The sequence below is a fragment of the Corynebacterium sp. HMSC076G08 genome (assembly GCF_001811515.1).
Taxonomy (GTDB): domain Bacteria; phylum Actinomycetota; class Actinomycetes; order Mycobacteriales; family Mycobacteriaceae; genus Corynebacterium; species Corynebacterium hiratae.
In genome coordinates this window covers 71,772-88,176 of the sequence record NZ_KV805011.1, presented here as the reverse complement: position 1 = coordinate 88,176, position 16,405 = coordinate 71,772, and the positions used below count along the sequence as shown (strand labels likewise).

Genomic DNA, 16,405 nt, shown 5'->3' with positions numbered 1-16,405 from the left:
GGCGCGAGCCTAACCCACCGCATGTTTAAGGGCGCGAGTGCTGGGGACTGGTCCGTGCGGCGTTTGATCAGCCGAGCTTGCCGCGCCCTAAGCGCAGGAGGGCGGAGGCGATGGCGGGGCCTTCCTCCCCGAGCTCGTCGCGGAACTCGTTAAGGATCGCGATTTCGCGGGTATGCACCAAACGGGTGCCGCCTGAGCTCATTCGCGTCTTACCAATGGTGCGGGAAATGTCGGTGCGGCGCTTGATGGCGTCGAGAATAACGCGGTCGAGGCGGTTGATCTCTTCGCGGTAGCGCTGAATCTCGGCATCACTCAGCGGGTCATCGGTGCCCGACGGCATGCGAATGTCGAGCCCATTGTCCACGACGTTGGGGTCTTGGTGTTCGGGGCTCAAGCCAGAGTCTGCGTTGCCAGGATGTGAAGAGCTCATGACATCAGATTGTGCCACCACGCCGGGAGAAAAGGGGAATTACCAGCTTTCACGTTGACCAGACGTGCGGTGAGGGGCAATGTCCGGTGGTGCTAGTAGGTTGGAGAGCATTATGAATAACAAATCCCCTTTCGTCCCCCGTTCGTCTTCTGATTCTTCCGCCGGCGGCCTGTTTCCTGCGCCCGAGAGCAACGTCGACGCCCCTTCTGGTCAGGGCTTTGATCCGTTGCTCGAGGGCTTAAATCCGCAGCAGGAAGAGGCCGTGACGCATTCGGGCTCGCCGCTGCTTATTGTGGCCGGCGCGGGCTCGGGCAAGACTGCCGTGTTGACCCGCCGCATTGCGTACCTCATGCGGGAGCGCGGGGTGGCCCCCTGGCAGATCCTCGCCATTACCTTTACCAACAAGGCAGCCGCGGAGATGAAAGAGCGCGTCGGCCAGCTTGTCGGCCCCGTCGCGGAGCGGATGTGGGTGTCGACCTTCCACTCCATTTGTGTGCGCATCTTGCGCAATAACGCCCAGCTGGTGCCTGGCTTGAACACGAGTTTCACCATTTATGACGGCGATGATGCCCGCCGGCTGCTCACCATGATTGCGAAGGACATGCAGCTGGATCTGAAGAAGTATTCGGCGCGTGTTCTGGCTAATCAGATTTCCAACCGCAAGAACGAGCTCATCGCCCCCGAGCAGGCGCGCGCGGAGGCAGAGAGGACGAAGAATCCTTTCGAGCTCACCGTGGCGAGCGTGTACGAGGAATATCAGCGCCGCCTGCGCGCGGCGAACGCGGTGGACTTCGATGACCTCATCGGGGAAGTAGTGCGCATCTTTAATCAGCACCCGCAGGTGGTGGAGTTTTATCGTCGCCGCTTTAAGCACGTGCTTATCGACGAATACCAGGACACCAACCACGCGCAGTATGCATTGGTCTCGGCTTTGGTGGGCCGGGGCGAGCTGCCGCCGGATGCTCCGGAACTGTGCGTGGTGGGTGATTCGGATCAGTCGATTTATGCCTTCCGCGGAGCCACCATCAGGAATATCCAGGAGTTCGAGCGGGATTACCCGCAGGCGCACACGATTTTGCTGGAGCAAAACTACCGTTCGACGCAGACCATTCTGAACGCGGCGAACGCGGTCATCGCGAAGAATGAGGGCCGCCGCGAGAAGAACCTGTGGACCGCCCACGGCCAGGGCGAACAGATCGTCGGCTACGTGGCGGATAATGAGCACGATGAGGCACGGTATATCGCCTCGGAGATTGATTCCCTGGCGGATAAAGGTACGGCGTATTCCGATATTGCGGTGATGTACCGCACCAACAATGCCTCCCGCGCGCTGGAGGATATTTTCGTGCGCTCGGGCATCCCGTACAAGGTGGTCGGTGGCACGCGCTTCTATGAGCGTCGCGAGATCCGGGACATGGTGGCCTACTTGCGCATCATGGATAATCCGGATGACACCGTGAGCCTGCGCCGAATCATTAACGTGCCGAAGCGCGCTATTGGTGATAAAGCGCAGGCGCAGATCGCCCTGCACGCGGAGAACCTTGGCGTGAGCTTTGGTGCTGCTCTCCGTGATGCGGCGGAGGGCAAAGTAGCCGGACTCGGCACGCGGGCAGTGAATGCCGTAACCAAATTCAACGAGATGATGGAAGGCGTACGAGCGCAGATCCCGGGCATGGTCAATGAGGTGACGGGCCAGCCGGATTTGGGGGAGTTGCTCAACGCGCTTCTTGACGCCACCGGCTACCGCGCGGAGCTCGAGAACTCCAACGATCCGCAGGATGGTGCGCGCCTGGATAACCTCAACGAGTTGGTCTCGGTGGCCCGCGAGTTCAGCTCTGAGGCCGCTAATGAGATGGCATTCATGGGTGCGGACGCAGAAGAAGCACCCGAGCTAGCAGAAGGTGAAGCCGCGCCGGGCTCGCTTCAGGCGTTCCTTGAAAAGGTCTCACTCGTGGCGGATGCGGACCAGATTCCGGACCACGAATCCGGGGTGGTCACGCTGATGACGCTGCACACTGCGAAGGGCCTTGAATTCCCCGTCGTCTTCCTCACCGGCTGGGAGGATGGACAGTTCCCGCACATGCGCTCGCTGGGGGACCCGAAGGAGCTGAGCGAAGAACGCCGCCTGGCCTACGTGGGTATCACGCGTGCTAGGGAACAGCTCTACCTCACGCGCGCGATTCTTCGTTCGTCCTGGGGCAACCCGGTGACGAACCCGGCCAGTCGCTTCCTCGCCGAGGTCCCAGAGGACCTCATCGACTGGCGCCGTGAAGAACCAGACAGCTCGCTGTCTGGCGCGTGGGGCGGAGATGATTCCTACCAATACGGGCGAACCTTTGGCTCTGATAGCGGGTTCTTCCGTGGAGGCGGCTATGGCTCGCGGAGCGCTGCGTCTTCCCCTTCGCAGCGCTCGCGCAAGCCGGCCTCGGCAACGTCGATGCCGAAGAATAACTATCTCAATTTAGTTGTGGGGGACCGCGTCAACCACGCGAAATACGGGCTGGGCACGGTCATCGAGGCCTCCGGGACCGGCGCGCGGGCGACGGTCACCGTGGACTTCGGTTCAGCGGGCAAGGTTCGCCTCATGCTCATCGGCGGAGTGCCGATGGAAAAGCTCTGATGCTTTAGATGAGGATGCCGCGCTCGCTGAACCAGTCCACCGGATCGACGGCCGCGCCGCCGCCCGGGTGAACCTCGAAGTGCAGGTGCGGGCCGGTGGAGTGGCCCTCGTTGCCGATGACGGAGATTTGGTCGCCGGCCTCGACGCGGTCGCCGACGTCGACCAGCAGCTGGTCACTGGGCATGTGGCCGTAGACGGTGATGGTGCCATCGTCGTGCTGGATGCGGATCCAGTTGCCAAAGCCCTGGGCAGCGCCGGAGGAAATGACCTCGCCGTCCATGACGGCGTAGATGGGGGTGCCAATGGGGTTTGCCACATCGATGCCGTTGTGGAAGGAACCCCACCGCGGGCCGAAGCCAGAGGTGAAAGTTCCGGAGGTCGGAAAGACCACGGTGTTACCGTCCGCGTCCTGGCCGCGAGTAGGGGTGAGGCCGGAGTGATCGCCCTGCGGGGCGAAGGCCTCGGCGAGACCAGGAATGCTGGAGGGATCGAGGACGATCTCGAAGCCGTCCTGCGTGGTGTTGACCTCTGGGACGGATGCCCCGTTGAGGGCACCGGCTGTCGAAATGAGCAGCCCCGAGACGGCTTTGAAGAGGTCGGCCTTGGATTCTTCCTTGACTTCGACGTCGGCAGCGGACGGGTCCTTGGAGGACCCGTCGGAGACGTCCACGCTTGCTGCCGGTTCGGCGGCGAACGCTGGGGTCGTCACGGTGGCGGTGCTAACCGCCACGGCGGCGAGTGCGCTGAGCGTGCGCTTCATAACTTCACGTCCTTAAGTCCTGCTGTGGCCCGCTGGGTATGCGGCGGAAGCCTGTGAGCAATAGGGGAGCGGCCGTATCAGCCGCAGTGCGCCTTGCAGCCCGCGACACGCCGGTGCGGTTGCAACCGAGTGCTGAGGCTGTGTGGCAACGAGATACAAACTATCCCGCGGGACCACCCTGCGCAACGCTTAAAAATGCAGGTAAATCCAGGAATTGTTCGAAAAACTATCGAACAGCCCAGCGTGTTGCGCATGTGAAAGAAGTGAAAATTGTTACAGGGGTAAAGTAGAGGTTTAAAGAATGGGGGTGAGATTTGGGGGGTGAAAAGTGCAGCGCTCCCGGCCAATCTTTCAGCCGAGAGCGCTGGGGTTGTGGGCGCTGCTACTTGGTCAGCGCTGTTAAGTCAGGGAACGTGATTCGCTGCGATCCCGCGCGGTGAGTGGGGCCGTCTTGTCGCTGCGGTTGATCGCAGCCGCGAGGGCGGCAGCCAACAGCGGCACGACGAGCACAGCGAGGAATTGCCACCAATCCGGGGTGAAGTAGTCCTGCGGGCGCAAGCCATGGAGCGGCGTCGAGAAAACGTATCCTGAGCTATCGGCAAAGAAGTACGTGCCGAGATGTCCGGCAACCACACCAAAGAGCATGCTTACGGTGGCCAGCATCCACGTCTGCCATGCTGCCACCTTGGACATCAGCGAAGGGTGGGCGCCGATGGATTGCAGCACGGTGCTTTCCTGGCGCATGCTGCTCGCTGCGTTGGCAATGATGAGCGCGAGCACGATGAGGCAGACGAACCCCATTCCGAGGCCCAGGTAGTAGCGGAAGCTCCCGGGAGTAGAGACTGCGAAGTTTAGCGAGTATTGCGACTGCGAGGCGCTCGCTGTCAGGTCTTGCAGCTCCTCGCGCTCGGACTCACTCGGTGCTTCGTCGAAAGCAAGGGCCTGGCCCACGTAGAAGGGCTCCATGTTCAGCTTTTCTGCTGCCTGCTGGCTGATCAAGACCACATCGCGAGCCGCAGTGGGCAGGGCCTCCACAACCGGCAGATCCGCGTCCTGTGTCCCGCTCGGTTCTTGGCTATCAATGCGGTTATAGGATTTTACGGTCACCGTTCCATGCGTCTTATCGCCGACGTGGCTGCTGTGAGGGAGCACGATGCCGCCGGCATCCAACGTTTGTGCCGCTGCGCGTCGATCTTCTTCTGAGTCGAACTGCCACAGCTCGAGCTGGGAAGAATCCGTTTGAACCATCCTGCTTTGATAGATCAGCGGGTTATAGGGGAACGATGTCATCAACTCGTGGGCGCACTCCTGGCGAGCCTCTTCGGACTCATCGGTGCGCCGCCCCTGATTATCCACGAACACTGCCCTCTCAACCGGCTTGCTGAGATCGACCTGCTCGCACTGGTAATCAAACTCGGTGGTGAGCTCGTAAAAAGTGCCATCCTCTGGAAGGCTGTAGGACGTCGTCCACGAGGGGAAAGCAGAGAAGGGATACGTACGGGCGGTGGTGGTCCGCAAGATGGCCTCTACCGCGGCGCGTTCTTCCGGTGTGGACACCTGCGTTGGTTGCTCAAACGTCGTCTCCTCAATCAGTGCAGAAGTAGGCGGCATGACGAGCTCTTCTTCGGCGGTGGTCTTTGCGCTATCCGTCATGATGCCCACGCCAAACAGGGAGGCTACGAAGGCAACTGAAACGAGAGCGATGGACGTCGGCAAGGCATGCATGCTGCGCCGGGTCAGGCCGCGTCCAGCCAGCCGCAACGCGAGTGGGCCGCGGCGAGATAACAGGGAGCACAGGAAGACCAAGGCTGGGGCAGACGCGGCAACCGCGATGACTCCGAAGAGAGCCAGCACCGTAGGGATGTACTTTCCCCAGGGGGTGAAGCTGAATAGCACGAGCAGAAGCAGGAATGCAGGGCCGATGGCCATCCACCGCCGGAAGCGCAAGAGGCGGTCGGGAGCAGCGCCCTGGATTGCGGTGGATAGGGCACCACGTTGCGCCAACCACGCGGGAACGATGGAGACAATGACACAGCCTGCCACCGCCACGATCCATGCAAGGCCAATAGCTAGGAAGGGCGGGTGGGCAGCAAAGTCCGGGTAGCGGGCTGCCCACCACACCCACGAAGCCGTGAGTCCAACAACCACGCCGATGGTGGCGCCGATAAGCCCCATCAGCAAGCCATAAGCCATCACCGCGAACATGATGTGGCGTGGTAGTGCGCCCTGGCTCGACATCAGCGCGTACAGCCGGGTATTGCGTCCGGTAGCCAGCGTGAAGACGGGCGCGAGAAGGAAAAGGATGAGCAATCCGGCGATGGCGTAGAGACCGACGAAGAAGAGTACGAAAAGAATACTGCTCAGGGTTCCGCCAAAGGAATCCGGCTCAGAATCGGGGCGGTCCGTATCTCGCAGCTCCGCTGCCCAGATTTCCAGCCCAGCTTCACGGGCGCGGTCGGCATCCTCCTCGGTCAGCGTTGTATCACCCACGATGGCCCAGGTGGTGCGTGTTGTAAAAGAAGGGTCGCTGAGGGCCTCATTGAGGGTGGGGGAGGTGACAAAATCAAAGTTTTCGGGAGCAATGGCCGCGACTGTGGCTTGGTGGTCACTGCTGAGGGCGTTGGTGCGCACGGTGATAACGTCCCCCACGGAGGCGTCGATCTTGCGCGCGGTCGAACGCGATAGAACTGCCTGGTTGGGGCCAAGGTTGAACTTGTCGACGGCCTCCTGCGCCGGCTCTGGCGGATTCTCCGCGTCGAACTGATCTACCCAGGAGTTGGTTGACTTCCCATTATGGATTAGTGACGTGCTAGAAAAAGTGGTGACCGGGCTGACGCTGAGGCCCTCAGGAAGCACCTCGGCAGCCAAGCGTGGTACGTCTTCGTTGCTAATGTCCGAGCGCTCGGCGCTGATCTGCCGCTTGGGTGAGCTCAAGGCCGCGGAGAGCCGACCGGAGGAATTATCAAAGAGCGCCATTCCAATCACGAGTGCCACTGGCAGCGCGATGAGCAAAACGGCGGCTAGCGTGCGCCACGGGTGGCGCCACAAGTCGCGCCTCGTCGGGCGGGTGGCGGCATTAATGCCGGACATACTAACGCACCTCCTCGCCGGTTAGGCGCCCGTCGCGAACCATGACGACACGGTCGGCCCAGCCCGCGAAACGCGGCTCGTGGGTAACCAAAATGCCGGAGGCGCCGGCGTCGATACGCGCGCGCAGGACCTTCATGATCTCTTCGCCCGTCGAGGTGTCGAGGGCGCCGGTGGGCTCATCCGCAAGCAGCACCTTGCGCGGTCCGATGAGCGCGCGGGCAATGGCCACGCGCTGGGCCTGGCCGCCGGAGATTTCTTCCGGGAAGCGGTCGATGGTGCCGTCGAGGCCAACCTCGCTGAGAGCTTCCTCGGCGGCCTCGCGGCACTGCGCAGGCGAAAGTCCGTCCAGTTCGAGGGGCAGGGACACGTTCTCTCCCACGGTGAGGGAGGAGACCAAGTTGAAGTGCTGAAACACCAGTCCCAAGTGGCGGCGGCGGGCGATGGCCGCTTTAGCTTTGGAGAGCTGGGAGGCGTCGGCGCCGTCGAGAAGCACGCGCCCTGATGTTGGCGGCTGCAGCAGGCCCGCAACGTTGAGCAACGTGGACTTGCCGGAACCGGAGGGGCCCATGACAGCTACCAGTTCGCCCGGCTGCAGTTGCAAGTTCACGGAATCCAAGGCAGTTACCTGGCGGGCACCGCTGCCGAAGACGCAGGTAATGTTTTCGAGCTCGAGAGGAAACGGCAAGTGCTGGGTCGTGGGCACGGAGTTGGGGGTCATCGCGGGGCCTCCTCGGTGGTGGTTGGGTTGGTTAGGGATTCCACGCGGTCGAGCCAGCGTGAGAGAGATTCCAGGTCGAAGATTTGGCGCTCAACAGCCAAGCGCTGGGCGCTGCGCTCTGCAGGCAGTTCCGAGGCTTGGCGGTTGAGCTCACGCAGTTGGCGGACGGTGGCAAACCGCTGGGCGTCGAGGACGGCAATGACGTCGACGTCGGAGCGTCGCGCTGCAAGCGATACTTTGAGCACGAGCTCATCGCGCTCGATGGCGTCGTTGTGCAAGGTGGACATCCACCACTGTGAGAGTTCTTCGCGGCCGGCGGGGGTGATGGCATAGCTGGTGGCGCGCCGCCCCGTGGGGCCGGTGAGCTCACCGTCGGTGGCGATGAGACCATCGCGCTCCAAACGGCTCAACGTTTGGGCGACTTGGCCCATGTTGAGCGGCCAGAGGTTGTCGAAGGTCTCAGCAAAGCGGTTTTTGATGTGGCTGGCAGTAGCGGGCTCTTCACTCAGCAGCGCAAGCACGGAATGTTTGACGGACATGGTCACCTCCTTGGTGGAGGGCAAGGGAGGAAATCTTTCGGTACATACCCAGTAAGTTACTGGGTAACCTTCTGTCCGGTCAACGGTTGGGGCAGGCGGGGGTGGAAGGTGGGGGAATGCACAAGGCGGTATAGGGCAACAGTGCCCTATACCGCCTTAGCGCTGGAGGAAGGATTTAAAAGCGTGGCTTAGCTGATGTTGATGCCGCGCTCTGCGAGCCACGGAATCGGGTCCACGGCGCCCTCACCGGTGGGGTGAATTTCGAAGTGCAGGTGGGAGCCGGTGGAAAAGCCCAGGGAGCCCATGCCGGCGATCTTCTGGCCAGCGTGGACGCGCTCGCCCACGGCGACGTCGAGGGTCTGCATGTGGCCGTAGACGCTCATGGAGCCGTCATCGTGCTTGATGCGGATCCACTGGCCGTAGCCGGATGCCGGGCCGGAGTCGATGACGGTGCCGCCCATAACGGCAAGGATGGGGGTGCCCACGGCATTTGCGATGTCAATGCCGGAGTGGAAGGAGCCCCAGCGGGGGCCGAAGCCGGAGGTGAAAGTGCCCTCTGCCGGGCGGGCGATGGTCGGCGCGCGGTTGGCTTCATCGGCGGCGGCGCGGGCATCGGCGGCCTGGATGGCCTTGTCGAGCTGCGTAGCCAAGTCGGCGACCGGCTTGGACTCGGCGATGGCGAGGATCTGCGGGGCTGCGTCTTCGACGGCAGCCTGCGCGTTCTTCAGCGGATCGGTATCTGTCTGCAGGGTGTAGTCGACGGACTGTGCCTTGGTTTCCCCGGCGCCAGCGGATTGGATAGTACCTGCTGCTGCGCCGCCAACGCCTGCGGTGGACACGGCGCCTGCCGCAACAGTCATCACTGCCAGACGTCCCTTCGCGGTCTGTGCGGTGGTGATTTTGCGGTGGCGTCCTACGCTTCGCTGAGTCTTGCTTCGCATGAACTCTTCTTCCGTCCTCAATTCACTATCGCCCGCCCAGAGCAAACGTTACGTTTCAATCTGGGTGGTTATCCGATTGTGACCTTCCTGTTACCAACGAGATGTAACAGTAGCGTCTCGGCGAATGCAGAGCAACCCAGATTGCGGTTTTTCTTCTGGATATCTGGGAAGAGCCGCACATAATGAAACGACAGCTGATTCCTGTGAATAAAGTGAATCGATCTCCGTGGAGTCGTCGGGGCTTTCCGTTGTCGGCATGAGTAGTGCGCACTCGTGAAGTTTTCCTTCGGGGGTGCACCGCACCATTTAGCGCTTACCTCGCCGCGCCACCCCCGGTGGGGGAGGGGGCCGTGGCAAAGTGGACGCCGATGAATAAGAACACGAGTCCCCAGTCCAGGTCGTCAGCTCGCCCACGCGCGCACGTGCGTGGGCGCGGTGATAGTGCTGAGCACTCTGAGCGCGGGCACCGCAGAGATCGCCGAGATCCAGCGCAGCGCATCAAAGGGGTCGAGTCCGACAAGGCTCGCGCCCGCCGCGCGCAGGCCCCGACCACACTCCGCGGGCGTATTCGCCGCATGCTCATCGTCGTCGGCGTTCCGAACCTCGTCGTCGTGCTGGGCATTCTCGTGGTCGCTATCGCGGCACTGCTTCTGACAAGTTCCCCGTCGGCGTGGTTGCCCACCATCGTCGGGGAGACGTGGATGGTCTTTAATCTTGCGCCTATTCGCGCGGGCGGTATTGACGTGGGATTTATCCCGGTTCTGCCTGCGCTTCTCCTAGCCTGGCTGGTGGGGCGGCGCGTGCGGGCGGCGGTTAAGGATAAGGCAAGCATTAATGACCTCATCGTTTTGAGCGCGTGCGTGTTGCTGGTCCCCCTAGTCCTTACTGTCATCGCATGGCTGATGCTGTGGGACGCTGGCAAGGTCTACGATGTTTCCCCTCCGGAGCTGTACCGTGTGCTTCCCCGCATGTTGTTATTGCATGCGGTCGCCCTCATCGGTGGAATGGGACCGCGCCTGTGGAAGGCCCTAGCCAAGCGCAGCGGTGTCCCCCGCGTGTTCGTCGATGCCGCCCAGATAGGCTTGAGCTACCTCGGATACCTTTTTGCTGCTGGTTTCATTCTCGTGGTGGTCTTGTGGGGAGTCGGTTGGTCGCGTCAATCAGAGATGCTCGCCGAGTATCCAATCCTTAATGCACTGGGAACCGCCGGTCTTTTCCTGCTGAGCGTTCTCTATCTCCCAAACGCTGCCGTTGCTGCGGGAGCGGTCCTGAGCGGTTCGGAGCTGCATATCGGTGAAGGAACCAGCGTGAGCCTCTTTAGCGGCCACGTGGTTCCGCTTCCACCGCTGCCGTTGGCTGCCGCCGTTCCGCCGTCGATTAGTTCCTGGGCTGCGGTCTTGCTGATTGTTCCCGCCGTTGCGGCGGTGGTGGCGTTTTACCGTCGCCGCGCCCTGGTCTCCTTCCAGGTTGCGCTCGTGGCCACCGTCACCGCCGCGGTAGCCGCACTCGTGGCTGTGTACGGCGTGTCCGGCGCGCTGGGCGTATACGGCTACACCGGTCCCGAGGTATGGACCGCAGTGGGTCTGAGCTGTCTGTGGTGCCTAGTCGTGGGATGTGCATTCGCAACGGCACAGGCAGTGACGTCGTGGCGTGCGCGCCGCGCGGCTGCCCCGGAGGCTGCTCCTGAAGCGCCCACAGAGACTGAGGAGGCCGTGCACACACCCGTCAACGCGGCGAACGCTGTGCCGGTTTCTGCCTTGCTTGACGACGCCCCCGACGCAGCCGTTGCCGCAGAGCCTACGACCGAGACCGAGACTGAACCCGAGGATGACGTGGACGAGGACAGCGAGCCGGAGACCGAGACCGAGCCCGAGGCCGCGGCCGAGTCTGAAGCCGAGCCTGAGGTCGGCAGCGATGCGGATGCTGAGGTGATTGACGCAGAAGTCGTCGAATCGGACGAGACCGAGGGGGACGACGAGCAACCAGTCGAGGATGCAGAACCAGAGGAAGAAGACGTGTCTGGGGCAGAAGACGAGGCCCCCTCTAAGGAGTAAAATTCCCCGGTTCAGGGCGGCAGCGGCTAGGCTGTAGCGCGTGACTACACCGCACCAGCCCGCTGCTTCTGCCCGCCTTAACGTCGTGGTTCTTGTTTCTGGAACCGGTTCCTTGCTCCAGGCCATCCTCGATGGCCAGGATGAGCGCTATGGCGTCGTGAAGGTCGTCGCGGACGCGCCCTGTCAAGGCGTTGAGCGCGCGCAGGCGGCGGGAATCGCCACCGAGGTCGTAGAGATGGGTGCTAACCGCGCCGAATGGAATAAGCGTCTGGTTGCCGCAGTGGATTCTGCGCAACCAGACGTTGTTGTTTCTGCAGGGTTTATGAAGATCCTGGGGAAGGATTTTCTGGATCGCTTCGAAGGTCGCACCATCAATACCCACCCCGCGCTCTTGCCCGCCTTCAAAGGCGCGCACGGCGTGCGCGATGCGCTGGCCTACGGCGCCAAGGTCACAGGCTCGACCGTCCACTTCGTAGATGCCGGCGTCGATACCGGCGCCATCATTGCCCAAGAGCCCGTGCGGGTCTTGCCGGGGGATGATGAGGCCAGCTTGCACGAGCGCATCAAAGTGGTCGAAAGAGAACTCATCGTTGCCGTCCTTCGCGCCACGCGCGTGAAGGGCGAGGAACTCAGTATTCAGCTCTAACTACCTCTCATTACCGCAAGGAAGGCTTAAGTCCCCGTACCATGAGCGAAGATCGTAAGAACATCAAGCGCGCACTCATCAGCGTGTACGACAAGACCGGTTTGGAGGACCTTGCCCGGTCCCTGGATAAGGCCGGCGTGGAGATCGTTTCCACCGGTTCCACCGCGAAGAAGATCGCGGACTTGGGCATTGAGGTCACGCCCGTCGAGAAGCTCACCGGCTTCCCGGAATGCCTCGAGGGTCGAGTCAAGACTTTGCACCCGCGCGTGCACGCGGGGATCTTGGCGGATACCCGCAAGGAGGACCACCTGAAGCAGCTGGAGGAGCTGGAGGTGGATCCGTTCCAGCTCGTCGTGGTGAATCTGTACCCCTTCCGTGAGACCGTGGCTTCCGGCGCTGACTTTGATGGCTGCGTGGAACAGATCGATATCGGTGGACCGTCCATGGTGCGCGCGGCTGCCAAGAACCACCCGTCTGTTGCTGTGGTCGTGGATCCGGCTCGCTACGGCGAGGTAGCTGACGCTGTGGCCAACGGCGGCTTTACCCTGGAGCAGCGCCGCGGTCTGGCCCGCGATGCCTTCCTGCACACCGCTGATTACGACGCCGCGGTGTCCGCATGGTTCGTCGATCAGCTCAGCGAGGGCGAGGAGACCACCCCGCTGCGCTACGGCGAGAACTCTCACCAGAAGGCAACCGTGACCCGCATCGGTACCACTGGTTTGGCCAACGCGAAGCAGTTCAACGGCAAGGAGATGAGCTACAACAACTACCAGGATGCCGACGCCGCCTGGCGCGCCGCCTGGGATCACGAGCGCCCGTGCGTGGCCATCATCAAGCACGCCAACCCGTGCGGCATCGCGGTGTCTGAGGAGTCCATCGCGGCTGCTCACCGCGCGGCTCACGCCTGCGACCCGATGTCTGCCTTTGGCGGAGTCATCGCTGTGAACCGTGAGGTCACCGTGGAGATGGCCGAGCAGGTCAAGGAGATTTTCACCGAGGTTATTGTGGCTCCGTCCTACGAGGAAGGCGCCATCGAGGTTCTCAAGGCTAAGAAGAACCTGCGCATCCTGCAGGCCGAGCATGAAGCACCGGAGAGCGAAGTTAAGTTCATCTCCGGCGGCGTGCTCACCCAGGAGCCGGATACCTACCAGGCAGAGGGCGATAACCCGGCCAACTGGACCCTGGCTGCTGGTGAGGCTCTGAATGAGTCCGACCTGGCGCAGCTGGAGTTCGCCTGGCGTTCCGTTCGTGCGGTGAAGTCCAACGCCATCTTGCTGGCCAAGGACAACGCCACCGTGGGCGTGGGCATGGGCCAGGTCAACCGCGTGGACTCTGCAAAGCTGGCAGTCGAGCGCGCTAACACGCTGGCCGACGGCGCCAACCGCACCGAGGGCTCCTTCGCTGCTTCCGATGCCTTCTTCCCATTTGCCGATGGTCTCGAGGTTCTCCTCGAAGCCGGCGTGAAGGCCGTCGTGCAGCCGGGTGGTTCCATCCGCGATGAAGAGGTCATTGAGGCCGCCAAGAAGGCTGGCGTGACCATGTACTTCACCGGAACCCGTCACTTCTTCCACTAAGCCTGGCAAAGGCGCTGCCATGGGCAGCACACAGCCGTCTCCTTCATTCCTGCGCACCACTGCGTGGGAAGGGGAGGCGGCTTTCGCATGCACGCGAGCTATCCCTCGAGGACAATAACTGCCCTAAACGACGAAGTTATGCGCCGCCACCGCGGTCAGAGCCTATAACTTTGGCAACAAGGGCAGCTTCGGCGCCACGGCGTGATGGCCCGGCGGTGCGCGCTACTGCGCGTGGAGGGAAGCCACCGCGAAGCCAGAGTTGTCCGCGGGATTGCCGCTGGCGTCCTTATAAGTAAAAGTAAAGCGCAGTTCCTGGTGATCTGCGATGTTGATGGGCATCTCGAGGGCTTCCTCTGCCGGAACCTCGAAGGAGGCCAGTTCAGCACCGTCAGCGCCGTTGACGGTAACAGTGGCGCTGGCAACGTTCGTATTCTCGCGGTCATCACTGAACCCAAAGACAGCGATAAGTTGGCTGTGTCCTTCGCTCAGTTGCACGTCGGCGATGTTGGTGCTGCCGGACTGCGAGACATAGGAATCCGGGAAGAACGTGCGGGCAATGACTACGCCGCCTGCTTCCAAGTCGGTGTCGATGCGCGCGGACGTGGTGATTGGAGCTCCCGCGAGCGAGGCGGTCGTCGTCGGCTCAGAGGAGGCACCGGTCTGCGAATCGTCGGAGGATTCGCGGCCCCAGATAAACCACGCGCCCACACCGAGGACCACAGCCAGCACGATGAATAGGGAGATCAGCGCCGCAATAGCGCCGCTGAATCGTCCCTTGCCTTGTGGAGGAGCAGGCGCGGAGTACTGGGACGGCTGGGGTTGGGGCGGTGGCGTGGGCGCGCCACCACCGAAGGAAGGCTGCGCCGGGGTGCCAGTGGGCTGCCCACCAAACGGCGGTGTGTTGCCAAAGCCACTCGGGCGAGCCTGTGGCTGGCCGGGTGGAACGGGAGAACCGCCGGGGCGGCCAAACCCGGGGGAACCGAAGCCGGAAGGGCCGGAGTTATGCGGCGGCGTGCCCGAAGGGCCGGTAGGAAAAGTCATGGCGGGAGAATAACAGCCTTTCCGTGCGCAGGAAGGTGGAGCAAAGAGGTACCTCTAATAATTTAAACTCTGTGACACCGTCTGTGTGGTGTGAGGGACACTCCCGTGGGAGTACTCCCCACCGCGTACGAACGCCACCGTCACCAGTGCGGCTGTGTAAAGATAGTAAAGATAGAAACGTGCCCACAGGGCGCACTTGACATGTCTAGATCTACGGAGGCCTCGGTGACTGATTCAGATCGCAACCATGGATTCGGCTCCCAGCACCCGCAAGGAAATGGTGGCCAGCCACAGCCTTCCCGCAAGGAAACTCACCCGGACACTGTGGATTTTGAGGCCCCGCCCACCCAGGAACGCCCCGTGCACCCTCGGGCCTTCCCGCAGGAAGGTGAGCGCAACTACTCCAACCCCTTCGCCCACTCCGGAGCGCAAGGCAACTACGCCCAGCAGCAGTTTCCCACCCAGCAATTCCCGCCCCAGTCAGCAGCGCAGGGCGGCGGCCAGTACGAACAACAGCCGTTTGCTTATTCCACTGCTTATTCGGAGAGCGCGCCGGCACACCGTGGTTCCGGCAACGGCGGAAAGTATGTGCTCATCGCCGTGCTGATCCTGGCGGTGCTGCTCGTCATCGCCGCGCTGGCCTACCTTATCTTTTTCAAAAATAGCGGCACGGGAACTCAGGCTGATGCGCCCCTGACCACCGCGGCGCAGCTCACCGAGGACAACGACGACACCCAAGAGACGGTTTCTGCGGCGGATGAGGCGGAAAAGACCACGGAGGAAACTACGACGAGCTCCGCCTCGCAGAAACGCCCGGAGCACCCCGACTTGCCTGCGGGGGCGATTCCGGCGAACGACGCCGCGCGGAATAATGAGCCCGGCGGCAATTTCAACAGCGTCTACCGCGGTACTGAGGTGACGTCGGAGCCATTCGCCAACGCTGTGCGCGACGAGTACGTCAAGCACTGGGTGGATACCCATGAGTACGACGCCACGATTGAGGCCTTCAGCCCAACCACCAAGCAGAACTACACAATGGATTGCTCCGATAACGGTGAATTTGTCACCTGCAAAGGTGGCAACAATGCGGTTGTGTACATCCTCTAATGCGCAGGCGGTCAACGATGAAACAAGCAGCAGCACGAGTGGTGATCGCGGGGATTGCGGTGGCGTCGCTAAGCGCCTGCACCATCGGCGATGTCTCCGCGCCGGAGCAACCCACGGCAGCGAGCAGCCCCCAGCCCACCCTGCCTGAGTCCACCCCCGAAAAGGAGCCACCCGTGATTGAGGCCTCCGACATCCACGAAGCCCTCGAAGCCATCGCGGCCGACAACCCGGGGACCGGAATCGCGGTGGCCGGCGCAGATACCGTCGCCGCAGCAGGCATCACAGACCCGCAGTCCGCTTGGTCCACGGCGAAGGTGCCGCTTGCCATTGCCGCCGAGCGCGCCGGCGTGGCCGATCCGGAGACCGTGTCGCGGGCGATTACCTTTTCCGATAATGCCGCGGCCGATTCCCTCTGGGAAGCACTGGGTGGGGGAGAGCACGCCGCGCAGGCAACCCAGGAGATCATTGGCACGGCTACTGTCCCCGCCACGCCACCGCGCCCCGGCTTTAGTGCATTTGGCCAAACGCAGTGGCCGGTAGCCGAGCAAGCAGAGTTTGTCGCCGCCCTGGGATGCCAGCAGGGCACTGATCCCGTTCTGGCAGCCATGGGACAGCCCGATCCCGCACAGCAGTATGGGCTGGGCACCCTCGAAGGATCAGTCATGAAGGGCGGCTGGGGCCCAGCCGAGGACGGGGCCTATGAAGCCCGCCAGATGGGGCTTGTCTCACTGGGCGGGCACACGGTGGCGGTGGCCATCTATGCCAAGGCCGAATCCGGGGACTACGGAGAAGCCCAGCAGATGCTCACGCGCCTAGTCAAGCAGCTCGCCGCCGCCGAGGTGGAATGGCCCGATGCAGGCTGTCAGCAAGGCGCGGTCTAAGGAC

Annotated in this window: 13 protein-coding genes; 6 read left to right on the top strand and 7 right to left on the bottom strand. The window is 62.5% G+C overall.

Going from position 1 to position 16,405, the window contains the following annotated elements; translation table 11 throughout:
• Nucleotides 1–67: 67 nt before the first annotated feature.
• Nucleotides 68–430: a chorismate mutase gene (locus HMPREF2806_RS02250; RefSeq protein WP_070510536.1), complete on the bottom strand. Its 363-nt coding sequence runs from the start codon at nucleotides 428–430 to the stop codon at nucleotides 68–70.
• A 112-nt stretch (nucleotides 431–542) separates the two neighbouring features.
• On the opposite strand from HMPREF2806_RS02250, the gene pcrA reads away from it, so the two are divergent.
• Nucleotides 543–3,050 carry a DNA helicase PcrA gene (pcrA, locus tag HMPREF2806_RS02245; RefSeq protein WP_070515950.1) on the top strand — a complete coding sequence of 836 codons (2,508 nt, stop codon included), beginning with the start codon at nucleotides 543–545 and terminating at the stop codon, nucleotides 3,048–3,050.
• A 4-nt stretch (nucleotides 3,051–3,054) separates the two neighbouring features.
• Here pcrA and HMPREF2806_RS02240 read toward each other — a convergent pair whose 3' ends face one another.
• From HMPREF2806_RS02240 to HMPREF2806_RS02220, 5 genes are all read right to left on the bottom strand, one after another.
• Nucleotides 3,055–3,810 carry a M23 family metallopeptidase gene (locus tag HMPREF2806_RS02240; RefSeq protein ID WP_046646982.1) on the bottom strand — a complete coding sequence of 252 codons (756 nt, stop codon included), beginning with the start codon at nucleotides 3,808–3,810 and terminating at the stop codon, nucleotides 3,055–3,057.
• A gap of 399 nt (nucleotides 3,811–4,209) precedes the next feature.
• A complete protein-coding gene (locus HMPREF2806_RS02235; protein ID WP_070515948.1) occupies nucleotides 4,210–6,900 on the bottom strand; it encodes an FtsX-like permease family protein in 2,691 nt (896 codons plus the stop codon).
• 1 nt (nucleotide 6,901) lies between these two features.
• Nucleotides 6,902–7,618 carry an ABC transporter ATP-binding protein gene (locus HMPREF2806_RS02230; protein ID WP_070515946.1) on the bottom strand — a complete coding sequence of 239 codons (717 nt, stop codon included), beginning with the start codon at nucleotides 7,616–7,618 and terminating at the stop codon, nucleotides 6,902–6,904.
• A complete protein-coding gene (locus tag HMPREF2806_RS02225; protein WP_070510433.1) occupies nucleotides 7,615–8,157 on the bottom strand; it encodes a PadR family transcriptional regulator in 543 nt (180 codons plus the stop codon). The genes HMPREF2806_RS02230 and HMPREF2806_RS02225 overlap by 4 nt, the downstream gene beginning before the upstream one ends.
• A gap of 188 nt (nucleotides 8,158–8,345) precedes the next feature.
• Nucleotides 8,346–9,098, bottom strand: coding sequence for a M23 family metallopeptidase (locus HMPREF2806_RS02220; RefSeq protein ID WP_070515944.1), 753 nt, complete (start codon nucleotides 9,096–9,098; stop codon nucleotides 8,346–8,348).
• Nucleotides 9,099–9,466: 368 nt separating this feature from the next.
• On the opposite strand from HMPREF2806_RS02220, the gene HMPREF2806_RS02215 reads away from it, so the two are divergent.
• From HMPREF2806_RS02215 to purH, 3 genes are read left to right on the top strand one after another with little or no spacing between them, the layout of a single operon-like run.
• A complete protein-coding gene (locus tag HMPREF2806_RS02215) occupies nucleotides 9,467–11,152 on the top strand; it encodes a cell division protein PerM (RefSeq protein WP_232745231.1) in 1,686 nt (561 codons plus the stop codon).
• Between the two features lie 40 nt (nucleotides 11,153–11,192).
• Nucleotides 11,193–11,798, top strand: a complete 606-nt coding sequence (gene purN / locus HMPREF2806_RS02210; protein ID WP_070515941.1) for a phosphoribosylglycinamide formyltransferase — start codon at nucleotides 11,193–11,195, stop codon at nucleotides 11,796–11,798.
• A gap of 41 nt (nucleotides 11,799–11,839) precedes the next feature.
• On the top strand, nucleotides 11,840–13,372 hold the full coding sequence (gene purH / locus HMPREF2806_RS02205) for a bifunctional phosphoribosylaminoimidazolecarboxamide formyltransferase/IMP cyclohydrolase (protein WP_046646975.1): 1,533 nt from the start codon (nucleotides 11,840–11,842) through the stop codon (nucleotides 13,370–13,372).
• Between the two features lie 222 nt (nucleotides 13,373–13,594).
• Here purH and HMPREF2806_RS02200 read toward each other — a convergent pair whose 3' ends face one another.
• On the bottom strand, nucleotides 13,595–14,413 hold the full coding sequence (locus tag HMPREF2806_RS02200; RefSeq protein WP_070515939.1) for a hypothetical protein: 819 nt from the start codon (nucleotides 14,411–14,413) through the stop codon (nucleotides 13,595–13,597).
• A gap of 225 nt (nucleotides 14,414–14,638) precedes the next feature.
• On the opposite strand from HMPREF2806_RS02200, the gene HMPREF2806_RS02195 reads away from it, so the two are divergent.
• Nucleotides 14,639–15,520 (top strand): hypothetical protein, encoded by an 882-nt coding sequence (locus tag HMPREF2806_RS02195; RefSeq protein ID WP_070515937.1) that lies wholly within the window; start codon nucleotides 14,639–14,641, stop codon nucleotides 15,518–15,520.
• A gap of 17 nt (nucleotides 15,521–15,537) precedes the next feature.
• Nucleotides 15,538–16,401 (top strand): hypothetical protein, encoded by an 864-nt coding sequence (locus HMPREF2806_RS02190; RefSeq protein WP_232745230.1) that lies wholly within the window; start codon nucleotides 15,538–15,540, stop codon nucleotides 16,399–16,401.
• Nucleotides 16,402–16,405 lie beyond the last annotated feature (4 nt).